The following is a 23,381-nucleotide window of genomic DNA, read 5'->3' on the forward strand; positions in this document are numbered from 1 at the left end:
CGGAGGAACGCTCATGAAGATATTCGTTACCGGAGGAACCGGTTTTGTGGGAGGGCACGTGCGGAGGGCGCTGCTGGAGCGGGGGCACTCGCTCCGGCTCCTGGTCCACCGGCGGAGCGAGGGAGTCGAGGCCGGGGTCGAGCAGGTTGAGGGCGACGTGACGCGGCAGGATACCTTTGCCGGGGCCATGGCGGGGTGCGATGTCATCGTTAACCTGGTCGGGATTATCCGGGAGTTTCCCGCTCAGGGGATAACCTTCGAAAAGCTTCACGTGGAGGCCACGCGCAACCTGGTGGAGGCCGCCAGGGCAGCGGGCATCCGGCGCCATCTCCAGATGTCGGCGCTGGCCACGCGCCCTGACGCCACCGCGGCCTATCACCGCACCAAGTGGCGGGCGGAGGAGGTCGTGCGGCAGTCGGAGCTCGACTGGACCATTTTTCGGCCATCCCTGATCTTCGGGCCCAAGGGCGCCTTTGTGGACATGCTGGCGGGATTCGTCCGCAGGTTTCCGGCCGTGCCGGTCGTCGGCGACGGCACCTACCGGCTCCAACCGGTTTCGGTCGACGATGTGGCCCGCTGTTTCGCCCTTGCCCTGGACATGCCGGAAACCGTCGGACAGACCTATGAGCTCTGCGGCCCGGACCGCCTCACCTACAACGAGGTCCTCGACACCATCGGCCGGGTGCTCGGCAAGGGCCATGTGGTCAAGATTCCCCAGCCGCTGGGACTGCTGAAGCTCGTGGTGCCGATCATGCAGGGATTTTCCTTCTTTCCCCTCACCATGGACCAGATCATCCTATTGACTGAGGAAAATATCTGCTCGAATGCCTGGCCCTCCGTCTTCGGCTTTGAGCCGTGCCGTTTCGAGGCGGGAATCGCCTCGTTCCTGCATCGCTGACCCCACGCGGGACAGCTGCTCTTCCTTGCCGCAACGGCTAGAGTAATCCAGCCGAGACAAAGCTGGTGAAGCGACCGTCACCGATGATGATGTGGTCCAGGACCCTGATGCCCATGATGTCACCCGCTTCCCGCAGGCGGCGGGTGATTTCTAGGTCTTCGCGGCTCGGGGCCGGATCACCGGTGGGGTGGTTGTGGACAAGGATGACCGCGGCCGCGGACTCCCGGACGGCCGGGTTGAATACCTCGCGGGGATGAACGATGCTCTGGTTGAGGGAGCCTTCCGAAACCTGGATCTCGCGCATGATCCGGTTCTTTCCGTCCAGCAGCAGGGCCATGAAGTATTCCTTGCGCCGGTCCCGGAAGGCATAGTGGTAGTGATTGTAGACCTGTTCGGGAGAGGTGAACCGTTCGCTGCAGATCATGAGACGCTCGGAATTGATGCGAGAGGCCATTTCCAGGGCTGCCTTGATGGAGGTTGCCTTTGCCGTCCCCATGCCCTTCACCGCGCAGAGCTCGCTGACGGTGGCTCCGGCAAGAGTGCGGAGGTCGCCGCACTCCTGAAGGAGCGCCCGCCCCAGGTCGATGGCGCTCCGTCCGGTCACCGAGTCACCGGTCCGGATGATGAGTGCCAGCAGTTCCGCGTCCGATAGGGCCGGAGCTCCCCGCCGCAAGAGCTTTTCCCGTGGCCGCTCGTCCTCGGGCCACGCCTTGATGCCGCCTGCCATGCAGTCCCTCCCTGGATGCACTGTTCCTCGACCGTGGGCCGGGAGGGAAACTCTACTATGAAATAAAAATAATTAAAAGATTGAAGCGGGGTCAGCGGGCAAAAAGGTAGGCGAGAATCGCCCCGCCCGCCAGGAGCCGGTACCAGACGAAGGGGTAGAGGGAGTAGCGCTGGACGAGCCTGAGGAGCAATGCCACGCCCAGGTAGCCCGAAACGGCCGATGTCGCCATGCCTGCCAGCAGGGGCGCCAGCTCTCCGGCAGGGATGCCGTGGCGGGCCAGTTCACCCATTTTCAGGATGCCGGCTCCGGCCACGATGGGAAGGGACAGGAGAAAGGAGAAGCGGGCTGCCGTATCGCGGGTAAAGCCGAGGAACAGTGCCGCCGTAATGGTAATGCCCGAGCGGGAGACGCCGGGGATCAGGGCGAGGCACTGGGCCAGGCCGATCAACAGTGCTCCCCTCAGGTCTACCCGGTCCATCCTCCAGCGTTTGGGGCCGGTGGTGTCGGCCAGCGCCAGGAGAAGGCCGAAGGCGATGAGGAGCACGGCAATGAGAGTGTGGCTTTCCCGGAAAAACGCCTCGATGGGCTCCTCCATGGTCTTGCCCACAATAGCCGCCGGTACGGTGCCGGCTATGATGTAAAACGGAAGCCTGGATGTCTGACTCCCGAAGCCTTCCCGCAGGCCGGTGACGGCATCGCTCAACAGGTACGCGATGTCGCGGCGGAAATAGACGCAGAGTGCGATCAAGGTCCCCACGTGGAGCCCCACGTCGAAGGTGAGCCCCGACTCAGGCCATCCCAGAAGCCAGGGGACAAGGATGAGGTGCGCGGAACTACTGATGGGAAGTATTTCGGTGAGCCCCTGCAGAATGCCGAGGACCGCTGCGTGCATGATGTCCATGGATGGTGTTTCCCCCCTTTACCGACGCTAGACCGTAGATGAAACCCCTTGGAAAATCAAGTCAAAACAAAGATTGCGTTTTCATGGAACGGTAACGCTGTTGTAATATTTTTCATAGGCATCAGGAGTGTAATGTGGTATGTCTCTTCCGTTTGGCAATTCAACCCGACGGTCGCCCGCCGGAACAGCGGAGGTAGCAGATGTTCGGTCTCATTCCAAAGGAAGAGAAATTTTTTGCCATGTTCAAGGACATGGCGGCCAATATCGTGACGGGGGGGAAACTCCTCAAGCAAATGCTCGACAGCTATGACGACCCCCAGGCGAGCCAGAAGAAGATCAAGGATGTGGAGCACGCGTGCGATGCCATCACCCATGACATCATCCAGAAGCTCAACAAGAGCTTCGTCACCCCCTTCGACCGTGAGGACATCTATGCCCTGGCCGCGGCCCTGGATGACATTGTCGATCTCATCGACGCCTCGGCCCAGCGTTTCATCATGTACAACGTGGAAAAGCCGACCCCTGAGGCCAAGGAACTGGCCTTTCTGATTCTCCAGGGCTGTCTGGCCATCGAAAAAGCGGTGTCGCACCTTGGCGAAAAGTTCGAGCACATCGCCGAGCATTGCGTTGAGGTGAACGCCTTGGAGAACGAGGCCGACCGCGTGTGCCGCGAAGCCATCAGCCGCCTCTTCGACGAGGAAAAGGACCCGATCCAGCTCATCAAGTGGAAGGAGATCTACGAGACCCTGGAGCGGGCCACGGACAAATGCGAAGATGCCGCCAACATCCTCGAAAGCGTGGTGGTGAAGAATGCTTGACACTACGCTGATCATGCTCGTCCTGGTTATCGGGGCGGCACTTGCGTTCGACTACATCAACGGATTTCACGACACGGCCAATGCGATTGCCACCTGCGTTTCGACTCGGGCACTGTCGGTCCGGTCGGCCATTGTCATGGCGGCAGTGCTCAACTTTGCGGGAGCAATGATTTCAACCAAGGTGGCCGCCACGATCGGCAAGGGGATCGTGGACGCCGGCAACGTGACGCAGATGGTGGTGCTCGCCGGCGTCTTGGGTGCGATTATCTGGGACCTCGTCACGTGGTACTACGGGCTTCCCTCTTCGTCGTCACACGCCATCATCGGCGGAATCATGGGCGCGGTCATCGCCCACGCCGGCACGACGGCCCTCCATTGGGGCGGGCTGAAAAAGATCATCCTCTCGCTCATCCTTTCCCCTGTCATTGGAACGCTCCTCGGGTTCATCGTCATGGTGGTAATGCTCTGGAGCTTCAAGAGCACTTCGCCCCACTCCATAAACAAGCACTTCCGTCGTCTGCAAGTCCTTTCGGCCGCATTCATGGCCTTTTCCCACGGCACCGCCGACGCCCAGAAGTCCATGGGCGTCATCACCATGGCGCTGGTGAGTTATGGAACCCTCACCACCTTCGATGTTCCAACCTGGGTCAAGATTGCCTGTGCCGTGGCCATGGGCCTCGGCACAGCGGCCGGCGGATGGCGGATCATCAAGACCGTGGGGAAGGATTTCGTCAAACTGCAGCCGGTCCATGGCTTCTGCGTCGAAACCGCTTCGGCCGGCGTCATCCTGGGGGCGTCCTCTATCGGCATGCCGGTCAGCACTACCCACGTCATAACCTCCACCATCCTCGGCGTGGGGCTTTCCAAGCGGATCACGGCCGTGAACTGGAACGTGGCCTACCGCATCCTCTGGGCCTGGGTCCTCACCATCCCCGCTTCGGCGATCATGTCCTATGTTTCATACATGGTTTTGAACCCGTTCCTCGGCAAATAAAAAGGGGCGACCGGATGGTCGCCCCTTCTGCATTCCACTTTCCCCGGCTAATTACTCCAGTTCTTCTCCCACCTCTTCCATTTCCTCCGCCAGGGTCGCCAGGGTTTCATCCTTGCGACGAAAGCGAACCACCAGCCAGTAGCAGATGACATAGGCGACGACCGCCGCCACAAAGCCGATAACCGACGTGCCCAGCAGGAGCGATGTCGCGTGGGGTTTGAGGGCGTGCCAGTCGAGTGTGTCAAAGGAGAGCTCTGCGGGGGGAAGCCCCCGCATGACCCGCCCCAGTTTGTAACTGATCGCCAGTACGGGAACGACCGTCAGCGGCGTGTTCACCCAGGCTCCGGTGATGCAGGTGAGCTTGTTGAGCCTGAAGATGAATGCGGCGGCAATGGCCATCAGCGTGTGAAAGGTGAAGAACGGAGTGAAGCTGATGAAGACGCCCACGGCGAAACCCGCCGCAATGTGCCCCGGATGGCTGTCCAGCGAGAGGATCGCCTTGATGTTTTTCTTCCATTTTTCCTTGTTGAGCACGCTACCTCCCTGGCTGGAATGCCAAGTCTAGGGTTTCGTTTCCTCCTTTGTCAATTCCTTTCCGACGGTGCTTTCCCTAAAGCGTTCCAGGGCGATTCAGTGAAAAATGAAAAAATCTTCAAGATCAGGTATACTTTTTCCGTTGACAATATACGGCATGGCATATATATACAAAATTATATGTTTGCGTGTGGCTCTGCAGCCACGGGGAGGAATGTGGTGAGGTTGCTTATCGTCGCTTTTTCGATGCTTGTTTTCAGTCCGCCGGTGCTGCTGGCCGCCGACCGGTCCGTCACGTTGCAGCAGGCCCTTCTGTCGGCCCTTGAGCGCAATCATCTGGTGAATGGCGCCCGTTTTGAGCGTGAGGCGGCCGAACGGGGGGCCGCCGCCAGCCGCAGCCGCTACTTCCCCCATATTTTCCTCGAAGAGGGTTTTGCCGCATCGGACGCGCCGGACCGGGTCTTCATGATGAAGCTCGACCAGGGGCGATTCACCCTCGACGATTTCCAGCTCGAGAACCTGAATACCCCTTCGTCCTACCGGGACTTCCGGACCGCGGTCACCCTGGAGCAGCCCCTGTTCGACCTGGGTATAGGCTATGGTCGGGAGATGGCCGAAAAAGAGGCGGAACGGGCCGGTTTCTCCCTTGCCCAGCGGAGGGAGGATGTGGGCTTGGCGGTCTACGCGGCGTATCTCGATGTCCAGAAGGGGAGGGCGACCCTGACAGCGACGGAGAAGGAGGTGGCCGAGGCCCGGGAAAGCCTGCGGGTGGCCCAGGCCCGGAGCCGTGAGGGTACCGCGCTTCGTTCCGACGAGTTGCGGGCGCGGACCTTTCTTTCCGAATCGGAACAGCGCACTATTACTGCCCTGAACGATCTGCGCCTGGCCCGGATGCGGCTGGCTCTGGCCACGGGGGGGGATGCCGGCGGATCCCTCGACATCGCCGAAGAACTGACCAGTGCGCCGGTGCGGCTCTCTGAGGATGAGCTGGTACGGGAGGCTCTGGTCAATCGCAGCGATCTGAAAGGGGGCGAAAAGGACGTGGAGCGTGCCGAGGCGGCGGTGGGGGCTGCGCGTAGCGCCTGGTTCCCCACGGTCTATGCCGGGGCGTCGTACCAGATGAACGACCGGGATGTCCCTTTCGGCCGGGACAACGACGCCTGGATGGCCGGCGTGAACCTCCGGTGGGAACTGTTCGACGGCCTGCGTCGCTCGCACGACCAGGCCAAAGCCGGTGCCGTCCGGCAGGCTGCGCTCCAGTACCTGGAGCAGCAGCGCAAGGAGGTGGTGCTCAGGGTTCGCGAGGCCGCCTTGCGCCGCGAAGAGGCCGGCAAGAGGCTTGAGGTGGCCCGCCACGCTCTGCTGGCTGCCGACGAAGGGATGCGCATCGTGGCGAAGCGTTACGAAAACGGTCTTGCCACCATGGTGGAGCTGTTGGATGCGCAGTCGGCCCTGAACAGGAGCAGGACCGGCCTCGTGGAGCGGGAGAGCGAGTATCTGTTGGCCACGGCCCGCGTTTACCACGCGGCCGGACTATTTTTGAAGGAGACGGTGAAATGAGGATGGGGAGAGGAGTGAGAGCGGCCTGTGGCGTCGTCCTCCTTGCTGCGGCCCTCACGGGGTGTGGCCATAAGGCGGACAAGGCGGAATCGGAACAGCCCCCCGTCGTGACGGGAGTGACACTGGTCCAGGCAGCCGGAGAGGCTATCCCGGACGGCGCGGAGGTGGTGGGGACGGTACGCGCCGCAGACGTCGCCGTCATTGCGGCCCGGCTTCCCGCCACCGTAACCGGCGTTCTCGTGCGGGAGGGGGACCGTGTGGGCAGGGGAAAACTCCTGGTGACCCTTGAGGCCGCCGAGAGTTCGGCCCAGGCGTCCGCTGCGGCCGCCCAGGTGGCCGAGGCGGAGCGGGCGCTGGACGAAGCCCGTGCCCGCAAACGGCTGGCCGACGCAACCTATGAGCGCTACGCCAACCTCTTCAAGGACGAGGCAGTGACCCGTCAGGAGATGGACAACCGCCGTGCCGACCGGGACGTGGCCGAGCAGGGTGTCGAGCGGGCCACGGCCCGTCTGACGGCGAGCAGGGAGAATGCGCGGGCGGCCGGGGTGGTGGCGGGCTACACCCGCATCGTCTCGCCGCTTGCCGGGGTAGTGACCGCAAAGCAGGTGGAAAATGGTATGACCGTGTTTCCGGGTACGCCGCTGGTGACTATCGAGGGTGACGGGGGGCGCCGACTTGAGGCGTCCGTTCCCGAGTCCCTCGCCGGCCGGATAAGACTCGGCCAGCGCGTGCCGGTGACCATCGAGGGAGCCGGTCTCTCGCTGGATGGCCGGGTGGTTGAGATCGTGCCCACCGCCGATCCGGCGAGCAGAACTTTCACCGTCAAGGTGGAACTGGCGGGCGCGGGGATCAGGTCCGGCATGTTTGGTCGGGCCTTCATCGCTACCGGCCAACGGCAGGGAATCCTCGTGCCGAAGTCGGCGGTGATGGAGCGGGGGGCTCTCTCCTCGGTCTGGACACTGGACCAGGGGAACGTCGCCCGGCTGCGACTCGTGAAGACGGGAAAAACCCTGGGCGGCCGGATCGAGATTCTTTCGGGCATTACGGCCGGTGAGCGGGTCATTGCAGCCGGACTGGAAAAGGTGGTCGAGGGGGCGAAAATCCAGTAGCTGGGATGCCTGCGGGAGAGGAGGCGCGGCAGCCCGTTGCTCCGCGCTCAGGTGCGGGGAGGAGCCGCCGCCATGCACGACGACGGACGCGACCCTGAACAAGACGAAACCAACACTGGCTGCCCGTCCTGGCTGTTCTGGGTGCTGGCGGTCTGGCTGTTCATCATCTGTATTGTCCTGGTCCTGCGACACGGGTGGACCTTTCCGGAGTTCTGATAACCATGGATAATCACCATCTCGGCTTTGCCGGCAAAATAGCCCGGGCGTTCATCGATTCCAAACTGACGCCCCTCATCGTCATAGCCTCCCTGCTCCTGGGGGTCTACGCGGTCTTGGTGACCCCCCGCGAAGAGGAGCCCCAGATCGTGGTGCCGATGGTGGACATCTACCTCCCCATGCCCGGCTCTACCCCCCAGGAAGTGGAGGAGCGGGTGGTCTCCCCCATCGAGCGGAAGATGTGGGAGCTGAACGGGGTGGAGTATGTCTATGCCATGAGCAGGCCGGGGATGGGACTTGTGACGGTCCGTTTCCTGGTGGGGGAGAACATGGAAGACTCCCTCGTGAAACTCTACAACAAGCTCATGAGCAACCGGGGCCTCCTCCCCCCCGGCGCCGGCGAACCGCTCGTGGTGCCCAAGTCCATCGACGACGTGCCGATCCTTTCTCTCACCCTCTGGTCCGAGCGCTACGACGGGTTCATGCTCCGCCGCATAGCCCGGGAAATCTGCGACGAACTGAAGAAGGGCGAAAACGTGGCCGAGGCCGAGATCAAAGGGGGCCTCAGCCGGACCCTTTCGGTCCGTCTGGACAGTGCGCGCCTGGCTGCCTACAATCTTTCTCCCCTCCAGGTTTCCGCAGCCATCCACGCGGGCAATGCCTCGCTCCAATCCGGGGCCTTCGCCGCCGACAACCGGGAAACGATCGTGGAGACCGGCTCCTTCATCGCTGATGCGGACGATGCCCGCCGGCTCGTGGTGGGCGTCTTCAACGGCCGCCCCGTCTATCTGGCCGACGTGGCCACGGTCACCGACGGAGCGCCTGAGCCGGCCAACTACGTCTTCTTCGGGCTGGGGCCGGCCGCGGGGACCAAGGGGATCAGCGGCAACCAGGCGGAAAACTATCCGGCAGTGACCATTGCCGTGGCCAAGCGCAAGGGGGCCAACGCCACCTGGGTAGCCGAGGATCTCCTCCATCGGGTGGAGGCCCTCAAGGGGAAGGTGATCCCCTCCGACGTGAAGGTCACGGTGACCCGCAACTACGGTGAGACCGCCCGGGAGAAGAACAACGAGCTGCTCTACCACATGTTCCTGGCGGCCATTTCGGTCACGATCCTTATCGCCGTCTTCATGGGGTGGCGGGCCGGTGCCGTGGCGGCCATCGCCATTCCGGTGACCCTGGCGTTGACCATGCTGGTCTTCAACCAGATCGGCTACACCCTGAACCGGATCACCCTTTTTGCTCTTATCTTCTCAATCGGGATTCTGGTGGACGATGCCATCGTGGTGGTGGAGAACATCCACCGCTACTTCACCACGACCCGGTTCAAACCGCTGGAGGCGGCCATCCGGGCCGTGGACGAGATCGGCAACCCCACGGTGCTGGCCACCTTCGCGGTCATCGCCTCCATTCTGCCCATGGGGTTCGTGGGGGGGCTCATGGGGCCGTACATGCGGCCGATCCCGGTGGGCGCCAGCATGGCCATGCTCCTCTCCATGTTCATCGCCTTTATCGTGACCCCCTACTTCGCCTACCGCCTCATGAAGGGTGAGTCCCACTACGGCAGCGATGTCGCGGCAGAGGAGTCGAAGCTGACGGTCTTCTACCGGAAGGCTATGGGAGCGTTGCTGCACAACCGCCCCCTCCGGGCCGGGTTCATGATCGGGGTGGCGGTGCTGCTGGTAGCTTCGTGCTCACTCCTCTACTTCAAGCTCGTGACGGTGAAGATGCTGCCGTTCGACAACAAGAACGAACTCCAGGTGATCATCGACGCCCCCGAGGGGACCCCTCTGGAGGAGACGGCCCGCATGGCCGCCGAGATGGGGCAGGCGCTCCGCGGCATCCCCGAGGTGACCGACTTCCAGATGTACGTGGGGACCAGCGCTCCCTTCAACTTCAACGGCCTGGTGCGACACTACTACCTGCGCACCGGCTCCCACGTGGCCGACATCCAGGTGAACTTCGTCCACAAGAGCGAGCGCTCGGCCCAATCCCATGACCTGGCGAAGCGGATGCGACCACTGCTCAAGGCGGTGGCCGACCGTCACGGTGCCCGGATCAAGGTGGCCGAGGTGCCGCCCGGCCCGCCGGTCCTCTCGACCCTGGTCACCGAGGTCTATGGGCCGGACCATGCCACGCGCCTGGACATCGCGCGTAAGATCAAGGCCATCTACGAGAAGGTGGACGGCGTGGTGGACACCGACTGGTACGTCGAGGACGACCAGCCGAAGGTTTCGTTTGCAGTGGATCGGGAAAAGGCCGCCCTGTCGGGGATATCCGTGGAAGATGTGTCCCGGACCCTGCGCATGGCGCTGGGTGGGGTTGACGCCGGAATCATGCATCTTCCCCGGGAAAAGGAGCCCGTGGCCATCAATGTGCGACTCCCGGCGGCGCAGCGGAGTTCGGTGGAGGCCCTCTCCTCCATCTATGTGCCCGGTCCCCGGGGGAACGTCCCCCTGTCCCAGCTCGTGCGGGTTTCCACCGGCGTCGAGGACCAGACTCTCTACCGCAAGAACCTCAAAAGCGTGGTTTACGTCACCGGCGACGTGGCAGGGGCCATCGAGGCGCCGGTCTATGCCATCCTGAAGATGCAGAAGGAGATTGACAAGATACCCTTGCCCGGCGGCTACCGGATCGAGCAGCGGGCAGCCACCCAGCCCTGGAGCGAGGAGCGCCCCGGCATCAAGTGGGACGGCGAGTGGCACATTACCTACGAGGTCTTCCGGGATCTGGGTCTCGCCTTCGGCGCGGTTATGATCATGATCTACCTGCTGGTGGTTGCCTGGTTCAAGGACTTCACCACGCCGCTGGTCATCATGGGGCCGATTCCGCTCACCCTCATCGGCATCCTGCCGGGGCACGCCCTGTTCGGGGCGTTCTTCACGGCCACGAGCATGATCGGCTTCATTGCGCTGGCAGGCATCATCGTCCGCAACTCCATCATCCTGATTGATTTCGCCGAGATGAAACGACGGGAGGGGCTCCCCCTCGATGAGGCCATCATCGAGGCCGGAGCGGTCAGGTTCCGGCCCATGCTCCTGACCGGAGCGGCCGTGGTGGTGGGAAGTTTCGTCATCGTCTTCGATCCCATTTTCCAGGGCCTCGCCCTGGCGCTCATGTTCGGGGAGATCGCCTCCACTACCCTGTCGCGGGTGACGATCCCGATCGTCTACTTCCTGGTGGAGCGCTGGAAGGAAAAACGGAGGAACTCGGATGTTCTGGTTGAAGAAAAAGGATAACGCACCGGCCGACTCGCTTGCCGAGCAGGTCGGGCTCGACGCGGAGGGATTCTACCGCACGGGCAGGATGCACTGCGCCGAAGCGGTGCTCATGGCGATGCGCAACGCCTATTCACCCGAAACGCCCCAGGACGTGGTCCGGGTGGCGGCCGGCTTCGGCGGCGGCTCCAATGCCGGTTGTCTGTGTGGAGCGGTTTCCGGGGGAACTATGGCCTTCGGGCTGGCGGTGAGGGAGGGCAAGCGACGGGTGAACCGTCTCACCCGCCAACTCCATGACTGGTTCAGGCACGAATACGGCGCAACCTGCTGTCGCATCGCCACCAAAAACGCCAAGGGAAAGGGCGGCTGCGCGGTCCTTACCGGTGAAGTGGCCAAAAAGGCGGCGGAATTACTGGAAGAGTAAAACGGAGGATACCCATGTACATCGACAGAATGCTCAGGATTATCGCCGGCGCATTCATCATGCTCTCCCTGGCGCTCGCCCGCTTCCACAACCCCAACTGGCTCTGGTTCACCGCTTTTGTCGGGCTGAACCTCTTCCAGTCGGGCTTCACCAACTGGTGCCCCATGGTGTACTTCCTTGAAAAACTGGGAGTGCCGAAGTTTCCCAAGGGGTGCTGCGACAGATGACCCGCCGGATCACGATTCTCTGCGACAATACGGTGGGGCCGGTGTCCGGCACCCTGGGTGAGCACGGGTTCGCGGCGCTGGTGGAGTGGGAGGGGGGCTCGCTCCTCTTCGATACGGGGATGGGAGAAACACTCCTGCGCAATGCCCAGCGCCTGGGGCGCAATCTGGCCGCCGTTCCCCGCGTCGTCATCTCTCACGGTCATTACGACCACGCCGGCGGCCTCTGGCCTCTCCTGCGCACATGCGGGAGCAAGACGGTGCTGGCTCACCCCGGGATCTTCACTCCCCGCTATCGGGTGAAGGATACGGGGGACCCTCTCTCCATAGGGATCCCCTTTGACGAGGCGTTTCTGCAGGGGCAGGGAGCGCATTACGATTTCGACTCCCGGTTCCGGGAGATCGGCCCCGGCCTCTACCTGACCGGCGAGGTTCCCCGCACGACCGCCTTCGAGACCGGCGACGCGGGGCTTTTCTGTGATGAGGCGGGCTGCCGGCCCGACCCGGTTCGCGATGATCAGTCCCTGGTGATCCGTACGGAGCGGGGGCTGGTGCTGCTGCTGGGGTGCTGCCATGCGGGAGTGGTCAACACGGCCCGATGGGCGCTGGAATGCACCGGCGAGTCCATGGTGCACACGGTCATCGGCGGTACCCATCTCGGCTTCTGTGGCCGGGAGCAACTGGATGAAACAGTGAAGTCCCTGCGGGAGCTGGGAGTACACAAGCTCGTGGGAAGCCACTGTACCGGCTTCGCTGCCGCTGCCCGGCTCATGCACGAATTCCCCGGCCGGTTTCACCCGTCTGCGGTGGGATACACCCTGGAAGTCTGAACGCAAGGAAAGGATCTTTCATGATCAGGAAGTTCATCATTGCCGTGCTCATGGTGACGTTGCTCGCCGCCACTGCCCTGGCTGCGCCCTACCGCAACATCGGTTCGGCCGAGGCCAAGACGCTGCTTGACAGGAAACGCGACGTCTTTCTCCTGGACGTGCGGACCCCTGACGAATACCGTCAGGCCCGCCTGGCCGGGTCGGTGCTTATCCCCATCAACGAGGTGGAGCGCCGCATCGCACAAATCCCCAGGGGGAGGCCGGTGCTGGTCTATTGCGCCGTGGGCTCCCGCTCGGGACTCGTGGCCGGCTACCTGGCCCAGCGGGGATACGGAGAAGTCTACAACATGCACGACGGCATCGTCGGCTGGTATCGCAACGGGTTTCCGGTCACCCGTTGACCACGTTCGTGAGGTGATGACCATGAATGAAGAGCTGACACGAGACTATGAGATATCGGCCCAGCTGCTGCGCATCCTCGGCCATCCGGTGCGGCTGCGGATCGCGGCGGGGCTCGCGCGCGAGTGCGCCTGCGTCAAGGATATCTGGGAGTGCCTCGGCATGCCCCAGGCGGTAGTTTCCCAGCACCTTAAGGTGATGCGGGAGCACGGTGTCCTGGAGGCCCGGCGCGAAGGCGCCCGGGTCTGCTACTCCCTCCGCGAGGGTGCCCCGGCACAGGTGGTCAGGGCCCTGTTCTGAGTACAGGCTGCCTTCCCGTCCCTGATTTTCACTCTCGGTACCTCATTATGGCTTAAGCGGCCGCGAGACGGGGCACCCCCTCCGTCCCGGCCGCAGCCTTTCGCTTCATCCGGCCGGGTGCGGTTCCCGCCGGTACGTTTTCCCTCCACAAGTTTTCCCGTAATTGCGCTTTGTCAGCTAAAGTCACAGCCATTTTGGTCGATACTAACTTGTACGCACCCTTAGGGAATACGTCTGTCGTCCGGCCGGCGCCGGAGCGAAAAGGAGTCGTCCATGGAGATCAAGCGATACCGCAACTGGGGCATCCTGCCGAAGATCATGACCATCTCCGGTATTACGGTCGTTCTCATCGCAGCCCTCGTCTTTTTCGCACTTCTGCCGCTCATCGGCGAAAAGATGATGGACGGCAAGAAGGAGAAAACAAAGAGCGTGGTTGAGGTGGCCTACAACCTCGTGGCCGACCTGGGAGAACGTGCCAAGCGCGGGGAGATCACCGAGGAAGAGGCCCGGAAACGGGCCATCGACCATGTCAAACAACTCCGCTATCAGGGCAAGGAGTATTTCTGGATCAACGACCTGGCGCCCAGGATGATCATGCACCCGATCAAGCCCGAACTGGACGGCACGGATCTGTCCGGCAACAAGGACCCGCGCGGCACCTACCTCTTCCGCGAGTTTGCCAAGGTCTGCCGGGAGAAGGGAGAGGGATTCGTTCCCTACCTCTGGCCCAAGCCGGGAGCCGGCGAGCCGGTGGAAAAAATCTCGTACGTGAAGTTGTACGAACCTTGGGGATGGGTCATCGGCAGCGGCATCTACGTGGATGACGTGCGTGCCGACATGGCCAGGCTTCGCTGGGTAGTGCTGGGTGGGACGGCGCTCTTTGGCCTGTTTGCCCTATCGCTGGCCTTTTCCGTGGGGCTCGGCGTGGTTCGGCCCCTGCGGCACGCGGTGACCAGCCTGCAGGACATCGCCGAGGGAGAGGGAGACCTGACCCGGCGGATCGCGGTGGAGCGGGAAGACGAGTCAGGCGAACTGGCCTGCGCCTTCAACAGGTTTGTGGAGAAACTCCAGGGCATCGTGGGCACGGTTGCCAACAACGCCCTGCAGGTAGCCGCTGCGGCGGGCCAAGTCCAGGAGGCGTCGCGCCAGATGGCGGAAGCGGCAGAGAATGTGGCCGGTCAGGCAGCCACCGTGGCAACGGCCAGCGAGGAGATGGCCGCCACGAGTATGGAAATCGCCGGCAACTGCGTCTCCCTTGCCGACGGCGCCCGTCATGCGAGCGAAACGGCCGAGAGCGGAGCCGCGGTGGTCCAGGAGACCGTCAGCGTCATGGGGCGCATCGCCGAGCGGGTCAAGGATGCGGCCCGCACGGTTGATAGTCTCGGTTCCCGCAGTGACCAGATCGGCGAGATCATCGGCACGATTGAGGATATTGCCGACCAGACGAATCTTCTGGCACTCAATGCCGCCATTGAAGCGGCGCGGGCGGGTGAATCGGGTCGCGGCTTCGCGGTGGTAGCCGACGAGGTTCGGGCGCTGGCCGAGCGGACCACCCGGGCTACCCGCGAGATCGCCCTGATGATCAAGGCAATCCAGAACGAAACCCGCGGGGCAGTGGCATCCATGGATGAAGGAGTGCGCGAGGTGGAGAAGGGCACGGGCGAGGCGGCCCGTTCGGGGGCGGCTCTGCGGGAAATCCTGGAGCAGATCGGCTCGGTTTCGCTCCAGATCAGCCAGATAGCCACCGCGGCCGAGCAGCAGACCTCCACCACCACCGAAATCAGTGGCAGCATCCAGGCCATCACCGATACGGCCCATGAAACCGCACGCGGTGCGCAGGAATCTGCCGGAGCCGCAGGGCAGCTCGCAGATTTGGCTGAACAATTGCAAAATATTGTCATGACATTCCGGCTTTCAGCATGACAAAGAGCAGTAACCGGGCATGCTTGCATGTCTCAGTTTTATTCGGTGTCTTCTCGATGGTCGGAATAGTACGCCAAATAGCGGGGTGTATTACCGTATGTGTCACCGGTAAAACGCCGCAGAGGAGATGCCTGCAATGCAACTGACGATCAAGCAGAGAATGGGAATGACGGTAGGGGTTACCCTGCTGGGCATGGTGGTCATCATTGTGTTCATGGTTGTCGGCTTCACCAAGGTCCACCGACAGCAGGAGCTCATGGACCGGCTCACCCTGATCAACAACACGGCATTGCGCGGCAACATAGCCATGCTCAAGGCCAGGGAATACGAGGCCGAGTTCTTTGACCGCAAGCAGGACAAGTGGGTTCCGCGGGTCAAGCAAGCGGTTGACCAGGTTAACAAGGAGCTGGACGTCATCCTAAAGAATACGGATGATCCGAAGATCAGGGGGTGGGCCGAAAACGCGCGCAAGCTCGCTACCCAGTATGTGCAGCAGTTCCAGGAGCTTGCCTCCGTGGCCCAGGGAAGCAACTTCCAGGGCGCTGAACTGGCCGAAACCCGGGAAGAGTTACGCGATATCCTCAACGAGTTCGAACCACTGCTCGACAATTACATCCCCAAACAGGTGGGTGTTGCCTACCAGGGCGCCGCCAGGGAGATGGACAGGAGCATCGCCGCCATCCGCCTTCAGATCTTCGGCGCCGTGCTGCTGGTGGCCGTGGTCATGCTCGTCAGCATTTCGTCCACCGCCATTTACCTTCTCAGGTCCCTTCGGTTGATCAATGACCGCCTGCGCGACATTGCCGACGGCGACGGCGACCTGACCAAGCGTATTGAACTCCAGTCCAGAGACGAGCTGGGAACCCTGGCCGTTTCGTTCAACAATTTCGTGGAAAAGCTTCACGACATTATCTCCCAGGTTTCCCAGGGCACCCTCCAGGTGGCGTCGGCTTCCTACGAGCTCCAGGCCAATGCTGAGCAAATGGCACACGGTGCCGAGGCGGCAGCCACGCAGGTGAACACCGTGGCCTCGTCCAGCGAGGTGCTGGCGGCATCCACCTTCGAGATATCAAACAACTGCGGCACTGTTGCCGAAAGCTCCCGGCGGGCCAACGACTCCGCCCAGACTGGCGCGGTCGTTGTCGAGAAGACTGTCGACATCATGGCCAGGATCGCCGAGCGGGTCAAAGACTCGGCCCGGACCGTGGAAAGCCTGGGTGCCCGCGGCAACCAGATCGGAGAGATTATTTCCACCATCGAGGACATCGCCGACCAGACGAACCTGTTGGCCCTGAACGCCGCGATCGAGGCGGCCCGGGCCGGTGAGCAGGGCCGTGGTTTTGCCGTTGTGGCGGACGAGGTGCGGGCGCTTGCCGAGCGGACGTCCCGGGCTACGCGGGAGATCTCCCAGATGATCAAAGGGATTCAGGGAGAAACCAGGGGTGCGGTGCTTGCCATGGAGCAGGGGGTCAAAGAGGTGGAACTCGGCTCCGAGGAGGCCGCCCGCTCTGGCGAGGCGATACGAACCATTCTCGAACAGTTCCGCACGCTCGACTGCCAGGTGGGGGAAATTTCCGCAGCTGCTGAGGACCAGACCCGTGTCACCACTGAGATCAGCACCAATGTCATGCAGATAACCGAGATTATCGAGACCACGGCAAAGGGCGTCGCTGATTCAGCCGAGGCAGCCCAAGGGTTGGCCGAGCTTTCGGATCAGCTCAAACAGATCGTCGGACGATTCAAGCTCAGCGTCTGATCGCCGCGCTTCCGGAGCCCCTCGATGCACTGCCGAGGGGCTCCGTCCTTTGTATGGATGTTTCAGGGGTGGTAGTCGGTACATTGTTTCACCACGACATATTCTGTTAAAGTTTCCAACGGTTGTGCCGATAACCTTAACCATGGCGTTTCAATTTATTCGGAGGTGGACGGATGGCATTGATCTCGTGGAGTGACTCGCTCAGCGTCAAGGTGAAGCAGTTCGACGACCAGCACAAAAAGCTGGTGGACATGGTGAATCAGTTGTTCGACGCCATGAAGGCCGGCAAGGGGAACCAGGTGATGGGGGACATCCTGAAGTCTCTCATCCAGTACACTCAGACTCACTTCGCCGCGGAAGAGCGGATTATGAAGCAGTACGGCTACCCTGACTTCGAAGCCCACAAAAAGGAGCATAACGCTCTGGTCATGCAGGTGCTCGATCTGCAGAAGCAGTTCCAGGAAGGCAAGGCGGTGCTGACCCAGAACGTCATGACCTTCCTGCGCGACTGGCTTTCCAAGCATATCCAGGGAGACGACAAGAAATACGGCGTGTATCTGAATGGCAAAGGGGTTTCCTAGCCTCCTGTCGTGCAGGCTGGAACAAAGTATGCATAGCAGTCGGACGTGTCCGTGAAGTCCCGCCCTGTGAGGAGTTGACGGGCACGTTCAAGTTTTTGACTCGCCGGCCTGCCGTGCGAGCACGAATACACGTAAAACCATCGAATGAAGGAGGCACCAATGGCCAACGTACTCATCGTGGACGATTCTTCGACCATGAGAAAAATCATTTCCCGCTCGCTCCGACAGGCAGGGCTGCCCGTGGACGAGATCTTCGAGGCGGGTGACGGGATCGAAGGGCTCAACGTCCTTTCCGGCAAAAGCGTGGATCTGATCCTTTCCGACATCAACATGCCGAACATGGATGGCCTTGAATTCATCAAGCAGGCCCGGGCCAACGGCCACAAGGCACCCATCGTGATGATCACTACCGAAGGTGGGGAGGATATCCTGAAGGAAGCCATTTCCAGCGGTGCCAGTGACAGCATCAAGAAGCCGTTCACTCCGGACCAGCTCAACGAGAAACTCGGGAGTCTCCTATGAGTCTTAACTCCGATGTGGCCTCGTCGAGCAAGTTGAGCGAGGAGCAACTCGCCGGCTATATCATCGGGGCGACAAAAGAAGTCTTCGGCACCATGGTGATGATGGAGCCCCAGGACCAGTACCCGCTGAGGGAGCCCGTTACCACGTTCCACTGCAGTGTCACCGGCATGGTGGGTCTGGCGGGCACCTACTCGGGGATTCTCTCGATCCATTGCCCTCTGGAGCTCGCCCTCAAGGTCACCTCGAATATGCTCGGTATGGAGGTGGAAGAGGTGGGCGAGGACGTGAACGACGCCCTGGGCGAGATCGCCAACATGCTCGGAGGCTATGTGAAGATGGCACTCTCGAAGGGTGGGACGGACCTGCACCTGTCGGTGCCCACCGTTATTTCGGGCGAGGAGTACACGCTCAACGCCATGGCAGACAGCGACTGCGTCATCATCCCTTTTATCATTGACGATGCGCGGTTCCTGGTGGGCCTCAAACTTCAGAAGGAAGCCTAAGTCAAGCAGGAGCTTTTTCCGACCATGGAAGGTTTCGGCACACTCACCGACGTCGTCAACAATTCGTTCCGGCAAGCCGCCGAAGACAGCGGCATACTGCTGGGGCAGGAACTCGTCATCGACGAGGCCGACCGCATTGCCACTAACCGGCAGACGTACTTCTGCGACATGGATGACGTCTGCTTCGTGGCCGAGGTGACGGCCAGCGGCGACTATGCGGGCAAATTTCACGTAGTATTCGGCCTCCGCGATGCGATCTGCATGAGCGGTTTCCTGCTCGGCATTCCCACGGCGCGGATCAATGAAAAGCGCCGGCTCGCCATCATGGAAAATGACGATGTGGATGCCTTTTCCGAGATCGTCAACCAGGTGGTGGGCTCGTTCAACTCGGTGTTCCAGCCTTCCTTCGGCAACAAGGTTCACCTGAAGGTCGTCCCCCCGAAGAAATTCATTCCTGAAAGTACCGAGCTGACCGAAACCGAGCCGGTTCCCGACGGTGAGTACCTCCTCTTCCGCGGCCGCATGGAGTTGAGCGGAATGGAGATGGGAAACCTCGACATTCTCATCCCCATGGATCTGGCTCTGCTGTTCGATCCTCCCGTGGAGGAGCCCGAGCCGCCGGTTGAAGAAACCGCGACTGAGGCCGTAGACGCACCTGATGATGCCGAGGAAGTCGAGGTCGGAACCGAGGCCGATGGCGAGGCGGCGCAGGAACCTGCGGCCGCCGCAGCCGGCGTGCCTCGGCCGGTGGATGAAAACTGCCGGCGGGTCCTCATCCTGGAGGATGATGAGTCGGACCGTCAGCGCATCCGCGAGTTGCTGGAGGAAAAAGGGTACGAGCCGGTGGAGGCGGGCCTTGACGCGGATATCAGGGAGATATTCGACCAGGGCGGGGTGCGGCTCGTGGTTCTGGGCATCCACAACGGCGACGACCGGGACATGGCGGTCTGCATCAAGATCAAGGCGATTGCCCAGGGAGATACCCTCCCCATCATTATGTGCGCCAGGGAGTGGACGCGCTCTGCTGTCCTCAAGGCGGTCAAGTACGGCGCCCGTGACATTATCGTGAAGCCCTACCAGTCCGACGAGGTGGTGGCCAAGGTGGCAAAGTTTCTGAAAGCCGCCTGACGTACTGCCTGTTTGTGTCAAAATTGTGACCCGCTGTCGCCCTCCCTTTGACGCTTGACCCCGCTGACCCATCCAAATCCCCCTTGTTCGCCCTGTTGCATGTACCCAATGTTACGGCACGGCTTTTGCCTTGATATGTCCGGGGAAATCTATCCCGTCATCCGGCTCCCCTGTGCCGGGGCCGCAAAAGGTGTCCATGTCATGATTCGTTTCATCGTCAAGCTGCTGCTCTGTGCACTGGTCCTGCTGCCGCTGCCCGCGTTTGCCACGTCCGGCGCCGATACCGGCCCGGACAACCGTCTGCTGCGCATGGGGGTGCGCGGCCACGGGGGATTTACCCGACTTTCCATGGCGTTCGAGCGCGATCCTGCCCCTGTTCTGCACCAGCTCTCGGGAAACAGGGTTCGGCTGGTCTTCAGCAACACGGCCGGCGGCCGCTGGAAGAAGCTGCGGAGCTACCGCGATGCGCATGTGGAAGGGGTGGTCGTGGCGCCGCGCGGTAATGACCTTATGGTAACGGTAACGATCAAGGGGGACCCCCGGGGTGTACGCGTCTCAACCTCGCCCGGCGTCGGCGTTGTTTCTCTCGATGTGGGAGCGTCGCTGGCCCCCCGCCGCTCGCCTCCTCTCGCCCAGGGTCGCGAGGGGATCAAGGTAGGGGTTGAGCAGCTCATCACCACGTTCGATCCGCCGTTTAAGTCAGAGATTCCCTTTACCCCCACCGACCGGCGGGTGCTCGAAGCGATGGTCCCCCCCGCCGAAGTCGCGCTGATCTCGGCTGGCGAGGCTGCCCTTTATGAAGGCAACGGCAGCGAGGCCGCCGAGATCTTCGCCGGGATAGGCGCCGACTCTCCCGGCCGCCCCTTGGCCCTCTACCGGCTGGGGGAAGCCAGCTACCTTCTTCAGAAGTACGGGGATGCCCTTCGTTTTTTTCGCGAGGCGGAGCGCCAGTGGCCCGTCTTCCTCACCCGATCGCCGGCCACGGCCTTCTGCTATGCCGACAGCGTGGCCCGTAGCGGCGATCTGGCGGGCGGTCGCCGGCTGCTCGGATCGCTCATCGCCGGCTTGGCCGACAAAAAGTACGCGCCGGCGCTCCTGGTGCGCATGGCCGACATCCTGGCGCGACAGGGTAAGGACCAGGAGGCGATGGCCATCTACCGCAACGTTGCCGACAATTTTACCGGCAGCAAGGGGAGCTGGCAGGCCCGGATGAAGCTCGCCGATCGCCGGCTGCTTGCCCTGGAGCCCGCAGCGTACAGCCCGCTGGTGAAGGATTACCTGGAGATCTATGAGCGGGGCACTGATTTCGGCCTGCGCGAACAGGGGTTATTCAAGGCGGCTCTGCTGCTCTCCCTCTATGGCGATGCCGATCAGGCCTTTGGCCGGGTGGCTGAATACGAGAAAAAATTTCCACGCGGGATGTATGTCAGCATCGCCAAGGGGATGCGTGAGGAGCTCCTGGTGCCGGTCTACCGCCGGGTCGCCCGCGCCGGTGACAACGAAGCCCTTGTGAAGCTCGCCCTGGAGAACCGGGACTATCTTGGCCGCGTCCTGGCCGAGGACGATTTCATCAAGAACCTGTCCGCCGCTTTCGGCGATCTGGGAAGGATCAAGGAGGAGGTCGGCCTGTACGCGAATCTCGCCATCCGCGAACAAAACCGGGCGCACGCCCCCGAGCTCTATCGCAGGATTCTCCACGATGCCGAGCAGCTGGGAGACCCCGCCCTCATGGAGAAGGCCGCGGGTGAATTTGTGGAGCGATTCCCGGCCCACCCATGGGTGCAGCGGTTCAGGGAGGAGCTTGCTGCAGTCGAGTATAACCGGGGAGACTTCCAGCGGGTGGTGGGCCGGCTGTCTGGGATGCTGGCGTCGGGAACACGGCCCGAGTATGCCGAGAGCCTTTACTATCTGGGCAAGTCCCTGGACGCCGCCGGCAACCGGCGCGATGCCGAGCGGGCCATGCTCCTCTTCCTGGCCGAGCTCCGGCGTCGCGAAATGTCGTCGCCGCTGGCCGCCGATGCAAGCTACGTGGCTGCAACCGCGCGGCTGTCGCGGGGTGACCGCAAGGGGGCCAAGGAAATACTGCGGGCCGCCGGCGAGGCTTCTCCCGAAGAGCGGGATCCATTCCTCTACAAACTGGGCGAAATCGCCCGCTCCGAAGGACGTTACGAGGAGGCTGCCCACTATCTCAGGACAGTGGTCAAGGAGGGCAAAGACCCTGATTGGCGGGATATGGCATCGCGCCTCCTTGCCGATATGGAGCTCACGGGAATGGTCCGCAAGTCAAAATGATGACCTGGATCCCAGGGTGGCCGCCTAAGAGTGAGCACGGAGGCGCTCCCTCTTTCTTTGGGGATGAGAATGAGAGAATGACGCCGGTCTGACCGTTTTTGGTTCAAACTTTTGACGTGGGTGCCTGGGGAAAGTGCCGTTTGCCCCTGATTACAGGATAGTAGGCGGTCTGGAAAAGCTGGTACGGCTTTTGCTCTATCCGCAATGCGGGAGACAAAGGAGGAACGAGATGCCTGTCGACTCTATGTTCGGAACGACCATAAACTCCCTGGCCAAGGCGGTTGACCTGAGGGCCAGGAACCATACCATGATCTCTGCCAACCTGGCCAATGCCGAAACCCCAAACTACACACCCAAGGCCCTCTCCTTCGAAAAGGAATTGGGCACCGCCCTCAAGGGCAGCAAGACGGGGAGTCCCACGACGACGCATCCCCGGCACATCCCCCTGAAGGGGCAGGCCGCCTCCGTTCAGAGCGTCGAGGGAACGGTCATCGAGACACCGGCCCCGACTCCCGGGCGCGACAACAACGGGGTGGAGCTTGAGGCCGAGATGAGCCGCATGGCCGAGAACCAGATCATGTACAACGCCTCGATCCAGATTCTGACCAAGAAGTTCGAAGGCATGAAATACGCCATCAAAGGACAGTAGCCATGGACTTTTTCAGCGCAATGCAGGTCAGCTCTTCCGCCCTGTCCGCCGAACGGACCAGGATGAACCTCATCTCCGCCAACCTGGCCAATGCCAACTCCACCCGTACCGCCGAGGGAGGCCCCTATAAGCGAAAAGATGCCGTATTCGCCGCCACCCAAGTGGGCGAGGGGTTCCGCGCCGCCCTCGACCGGATGCGCAAGAATGCTCCTCAGGGGGTTCAGGTGACCGGCATCGTGGAAGACCCCAATCCGCCCAGGCTGCAGTACGACCCGAGCCATCCCGATGCCGATGCCAAGGGATATGTGGCCCTTCCCAATGTGAACGTGGTCGAGGAAATGGCTGACATGATCGCCGCGACCCGGGCCTATGAGGCCAACGTGACCGCCATGCAGGCGGCCAAGAACATGGCTCTGAAGACCCTGGAGATCGGCTCGCGGTAGGTCGCGTTCTTTTTTTTGACGCAAAAAAGGGGCTCGACACAGCCCCCCATATGAGAACGTGTCGGCAAAAGTCGACGAAACTTTAAGATTTTTTTAGGAGGACCATGTGATAGACGGAATCGAGAGCGGATTAGGAATAGGCCAGGCCTTCCCTTCGGCCGCCGGTGAGGCGAAACCCGGTAACCTGGCCGCTGATAGCGGCAAATTCTTCGGCGAACTGGTTTCCAAGGTAAGCGAGCTCCAGGCCCAGTCGGACACCGCCATCAAGGGACTCGTATCCGGCGAATCCAAGGGGCTTCACGAGGTGATGATCGCCATGGAAAAGTCGTCCATCTCGTTTCAGTTCCTGAGTCAGGTGCGGAACAAGGCGGTCGAGGCCTACCAGGAAGTTATGCGGATGCAGGTCTAGCCCTGACACCCGCCGGAGTACTT

25 protein-coding genes are annotated in these 23,381 nt (G+C 62.0%); 22 read left to right on the plus strand and 3 right to left on the minus strand.

The features are described from left to right. Window positions 1-13: 13 nt before the first annotated feature. Complete coding sequence (locus AABA48_RS16495) at window positions 14-898, plus strand: NAD-dependent epimerase/dehydratase family protein (protein WP_286351357.1); 885 nt, start codon at window positions 14-16, stop codon at window positions 896-898. A 37-nt stretch (window positions 899-935) separates the two neighbouring features. Here the strand turns inward: AABA48_RS16495 and radC are convergent, their stop codons facing one another. Both radC and AABA48_RS16505 read right to left on the minus strand, forming a co-directional pair. After that, complete coding sequence (gene radC / locus AABA48_RS16500; protein ID WP_286351358.1) at window positions 936-1,625, minus strand: RadC family protein; 690 nt, start codon at window positions 1,623-1,625, stop codon at window positions 936-938. Between the two features lie 91 nt (window positions 1,626-1,716). Next, the gene (locus AABA48_RS16505; RefSeq protein WP_286351359.1) at window positions 1,717-2,526 is read right to left on the minus strand and encodes an undecaprenyl-diphosphate phosphatase; all 810 of its coding nucleotides are present in this window, start codon (window positions 2,524-2,526) and stop codon (window positions 1,717-1,719) included. Window positions 2,527-2,726: 200 nt separating this feature from the next. On the opposite strand from AABA48_RS16505, the gene AABA48_RS16510 reads away from it, so the two are divergent. Together AABA48_RS16510 and AABA48_RS16515 are read left to right on the plus strand one after the other, a co-directional pair. Then, entirely contained in the window at window positions 2,727-3,344 is a 618-nt protein-coding gene (locus tag AABA48_RS16510; RefSeq protein WP_010941056.1) for a DUF47 domain-containing protein, read from the plus strand. Further along, entirely contained in the window at window positions 3,337-4,338 is a 1,002-nt protein-coding gene (locus AABA48_RS16515; protein ID WP_010941057.1) for an inorganic phosphate transporter, read from the plus strand. The genes AABA48_RS16510 and AABA48_RS16515 overlap by 8 nt, the downstream gene beginning before the upstream one ends. Before the next feature lie 51 nt (window positions 4,339-4,389). Here AABA48_RS16515 and AABA48_RS16520 read toward each other — a convergent pair whose 3' ends face one another. Continuing rightward, window positions 4,390-4,872 (minus strand): DUF2062 domain-containing protein, encoded by a 483-nt coding sequence (locus AABA48_RS16520; protein WP_286351360.1) that lies wholly within the window; start codon window positions 4,870-4,872, stop codon window positions 4,390-4,392. Between the two features lie 219 nt (window positions 4,873-5,091). Between AABA48_RS16520 and AABA48_RS16525 the strand changes: the two genes are divergently transcribed. From AABA48_RS16525 to fliE, 19 genes are all read left to right on the plus strand, one after another. Beyond that, window positions 5,092-6,432 (plus strand): TolC family protein, encoded by a 1,341-nt coding sequence (locus AABA48_RS16525; RefSeq protein WP_286351361.1) that lies wholly within the window; start codon window positions 5,092-5,094, stop codon window positions 6,430-6,432. Next, entirely contained in the window at window positions 6,429-7,541 is a 1,113-nt protein-coding gene (locus AABA48_RS16530; RefSeq protein ID WP_286351362.1) for an efflux RND transporter periplasmic adaptor subunit, read from the plus strand. The genes AABA48_RS16525 and AABA48_RS16530 overlap by 4 nt, the downstream gene beginning before the upstream one ends. Before the next feature lie 72 nt (window positions 7,542-7,613). Then, window positions 7,614-7,757: a hypothetical protein gene (locus tag AABA48_RS16535; protein ID WP_286351363.1), complete on the plus strand. Its 144-nt coding sequence runs from the start codon at window positions 7,614-7,616 to the stop codon at window positions 7,755-7,757. Between the two features lie 5 nt (window positions 7,758-7,762). Further along, entirely contained in the window at window positions 7,763-10,996 is a 3,234-nt protein-coding gene (locus tag AABA48_RS16540; RefSeq protein ID WP_286351364.1) for an efflux RND transporter permease subunit, read from the plus strand. After that, window positions 10,971-11,399, plus strand: coding sequence for a C-GCAxxG-C-C family protein (locus tag AABA48_RS16545; protein WP_286351365.1), 429 nt, complete (start codon window positions 10,971-10,973; stop codon window positions 11,397-11,399). The genes AABA48_RS16540 and AABA48_RS16545 overlap by 26 nt, the downstream gene beginning before the upstream one ends. Before the next feature lie 14 nt (window positions 11,400-11,413). Beyond that, window positions 11,414-11,626, plus strand: a complete 213-nt coding sequence (locus tag AABA48_RS16550; protein WP_286351366.1) for a YgaP family membrane protein — start codon at window positions 11,414-11,416, stop codon at window positions 11,624-11,626. After that, window positions 11,623-12,453, plus strand: coding sequence for an MBL fold metallo-hydrolase (locus AABA48_RS16555; protein WP_286351367.1), 831 nt, complete (start codon window positions 11,623-11,625; stop codon window positions 12,451-12,453). Before AABA48_RS16550 ends, AABA48_RS16555 begins: the two co-directional genes overlap by 4 nt. Before the next feature lie 20 nt (window positions 12,454-12,473). After that, entirely contained in the window at window positions 12,474-12,854 is a 381-nt protein-coding gene (locus tag AABA48_RS16560) for a rhodanese-like domain-containing protein (RefSeq protein ID WP_286351368.1), read from the plus strand. 22 nt (window positions 12,855-12,876) lie between these two features. Further along, entirely contained in the window at window positions 12,877-13,152 is a 276-nt protein-coding gene (locus AABA48_RS16565) for an ArsR/SmtB family transcription factor (protein WP_119331663.1), read from the plus strand. Window positions 13,153-13,425: 273 nt separating this feature from the next. Continuing rightward, a complete protein-coding gene (locus AABA48_RS16570; protein WP_338270724.1) occupies window positions 13,426-15,075 on the plus strand; it encodes a methyl-accepting chemotaxis protein in 1,650 nt (549 codons plus the stop codon). A gap of 136 nt (window positions 15,076-15,211) precedes the next feature. Continuing rightward, window positions 15,212-16,831, plus strand: a complete 1,620-nt coding sequence (locus tag AABA48_RS16575; protein ID WP_286351370.1) for a methyl-accepting chemotaxis protein — start codon at window positions 15,212-15,214, stop codon at window positions 16,829-16,831. Window positions 16,832-17,004: 173 nt separating this feature from the next. Continuing rightward, window positions 17,005-17,412: a bacteriohemerythrin gene (locus tag AABA48_RS16580; protein ID WP_010941070.1), complete on the plus strand. Its 408-nt coding sequence runs from the start codon at window positions 17,005-17,007 to the stop codon at window positions 17,410-17,412. A 159-nt stretch (window positions 17,413-17,571) separates the two neighbouring features. Then, the gene (locus tag AABA48_RS16585) at window positions 17,572-17,934 is read left to right on the plus strand and encodes a response regulator (protein WP_010941071.1); all 363 of its coding nucleotides are present in this window, start codon (window positions 17,572-17,574) and stop codon (window positions 17,932-17,934) included. Then, window positions 17,931-18,437 (plus strand): chemotaxis protein CheX, encoded by a 507-nt coding sequence (locus AABA48_RS16590; RefSeq protein WP_286351371.1) that lies wholly within the window; start codon window positions 17,931-17,933, stop codon window positions 18,435-18,437. Before AABA48_RS16585 ends, AABA48_RS16590 begins: the two co-directional genes overlap by 4 nt. Window positions 18,438-18,461: 24 nt before the next feature. After that, window positions 18,462-19,565, plus strand: a complete 1,104-nt coding sequence (locus AABA48_RS16595; protein ID WP_338270725.1) for a response regulator — start codon at window positions 18,462-18,464, stop codon at window positions 19,563-19,565. 201 nt (window positions 19,566-19,766) lie between these two features. Continuing rightward, complete coding sequence (locus tag AABA48_RS16600) at window positions 19,767-21,857, plus strand: tetratricopeptide repeat protein (RefSeq protein ID WP_286351373.1); 2,091 nt, start codon at window positions 19,767-19,769, stop codon at window positions 21,855-21,857. Window positions 21,858-22,086: 229 nt separating this feature from the next. Beyond that, window positions 22,087-22,506 carry a flagellar basal body rod protein FlgB gene (flgB, locus tag AABA48_RS16605; protein ID WP_286351374.1) on the plus strand — a complete coding sequence of 140 codons (420 nt, stop codon included), beginning with the start codon at window positions 22,087-22,089 and terminating at the stop codon, window positions 22,504-22,506. 2 nt (window positions 22,507-22,508) lie between these two features. After that, a complete protein-coding gene (flgC, locus tag AABA48_RS16610) occupies window positions 22,509-22,949 on the plus strand; it encodes a flagellar basal body rod protein FlgC (RefSeq protein ID WP_286351375.1) in 441 nt (146 codons plus the stop codon). Between the two features lie 106 nt (window positions 22,950-23,055). Beyond that, complete coding sequence (fliE, locus tag AABA48_RS16615) at window positions 23,056-23,358, plus strand: flagellar hook-basal body complex protein FliE (RefSeq protein WP_286351376.1); 303 nt, start codon at window positions 23,056-23,058, stop codon at window positions 23,356-23,358. The last annotated feature ends 23 nt before the right edge of the window (window positions 23,359-23,381 follow it).

This window comes from Geobacter sp. 60473, assembly GCF_036323535.1.
In the GTDB taxonomy this organism is placed as follows: Bacteria; Desulfobacterota; Desulfuromonadia; order Geobacterales; family Geobacteraceae; genus Geobacter; species Geobacter sulfurreducens.

Coding starts and splice junctions, on each gene's coding strand:
- AABA48_RS16570 (WP_338270724.1), top strand. CDS start 13,426: ATGGAGATCAAGCGATACCGCAACTGGGGCATCCTGCCGAAGATCATG.
- AABA48_RS16585 (WP_010941071.1), top strand. CDS start 17,572: ATGGCCAACGTACTCATCGTGGACGATTCTTCGACCATGAGAAAAATC.
- AABA48_RS16505 (WP_286351359.1), bottom strand. CDS start 2,526: ATGGACATCATGCACGCAGCGGTCCTCGGCATTCTGCAGGGGCTCACC.
- AABA48_RS16560 (WP_286351368.1), top strand. CDS start 12,474: ATGATCAGGAAGTTCATCATTGCCGTGCTCATGGTGACGTTGCTCGCC.
- radC (WP_286351358.1), bottom strand. CDS start 1,625: ATGGCAGGCGGCATCAAGGCGTGGCCCGAGGACGAGCGGCCACGGGAA.
- AABA48_RS16535 (WP_286351363.1), top strand. CDS start 7,614: ATGCACGACGACGGACGCGACCCTGAACAAGACGAAACCAACACTGGC.
- AABA48_RS16545 (WP_286351365.1), top strand. CDS start 10,971: ATGTTCTGGTTGAAGAAAAAGGATAACGCACCGGCCGACTCGCTTGCC.
- flgB (WP_286351374.1), top strand. CDS start 22,087: ATGCCTGTCGACTCTATGTTCGGAACGACCATAAACTCCCTGGCCAAG.
- AABA48_RS16530 (WP_286351362.1), top strand. CDS start 6,429: ATGAGGATGGGGAGAGGAGTGAGAGCGGCCTGTGGCGTCGTCCTCCTT.
- AABA48_RS16580 (WP_010941070.1), top strand. CDS start 17,005: ATGGCATTGATCTCGTGGAGTGACTCGCTCAGCGTCAAGGTGAAGCAG.
- AABA48_RS16590 (WP_286351371.1), top strand. CDS start 17,931: ATGAGTCTTAACTCCGATGTGGCCTCGTCGAGCAAGTTGAGCGAGGAG.
- AABA48_RS16555 (WP_286351367.1), top strand. CDS start 11,623: ATGACCCGCCGGATCACGATTCTCTGCGACAATACGGTGGGGCCGGTG.
- AABA48_RS16495 (WP_286351357.1), top strand. CDS start 14: ATGAAGATATTCGTTACCGGAGGAACCGGTTTTGTGGGAGGGCACGTG.
- flgC (WP_286351375.1), top strand. CDS start 22,509: ATGGACTTTTTCAGCGCAATGCAGGTCAGCTCTTCCGCCCTGTCCGCC.
- AABA48_RS16515 (WP_010941057.1), top strand. CDS start 3,337: ATGCTTGACACTACGCTGATCATGCTCGTCCTGGTTATCGGGGCGGCA.
- AABA48_RS16575 (WP_286351370.1), top strand. CDS start 15,212: ATGCAACTGACGATCAAGCAGAGAATGGGAATGACGGTAGGGGTTACC.
- AABA48_RS16595 (WP_338270725.1), top strand. CDS start 18,462: ATGGAAGGTTTCGGCACACTCACCGACGTCGTCAACAATTCGTTCCGG.
- AABA48_RS16510 (WP_010941056.1), top strand. CDS start 2,727: ATGTTCGGTCTCATTCCAAAGGAAGAGAAATTTTTTGCCATGTTCAAG.
- AABA48_RS16565 (WP_119331663.1), top strand. CDS start 12,877: ATGAATGAAGAGCTGACACGAGACTATGAGATATCGGCCCAGCTGCTG.
- AABA48_RS16540 (WP_286351364.1), top strand. CDS start 7,763: ATGGATAATCACCATCTCGGCTTTGCCGGCAAAATAGCCCGGGCGTTC.
- AABA48_RS16600 (WP_286351373.1), top strand. CDS start 19,767: ATGATTCGTTTCATCGTCAAGCTGCTGCTCTGTGCACTGGTCCTGCTG.
- AABA48_RS16550 (WP_286351366.1), top strand. CDS start 11,414: ATGTACATCGACAGAATGCTCAGGATTATCGCCGGCGCATTCATCATG.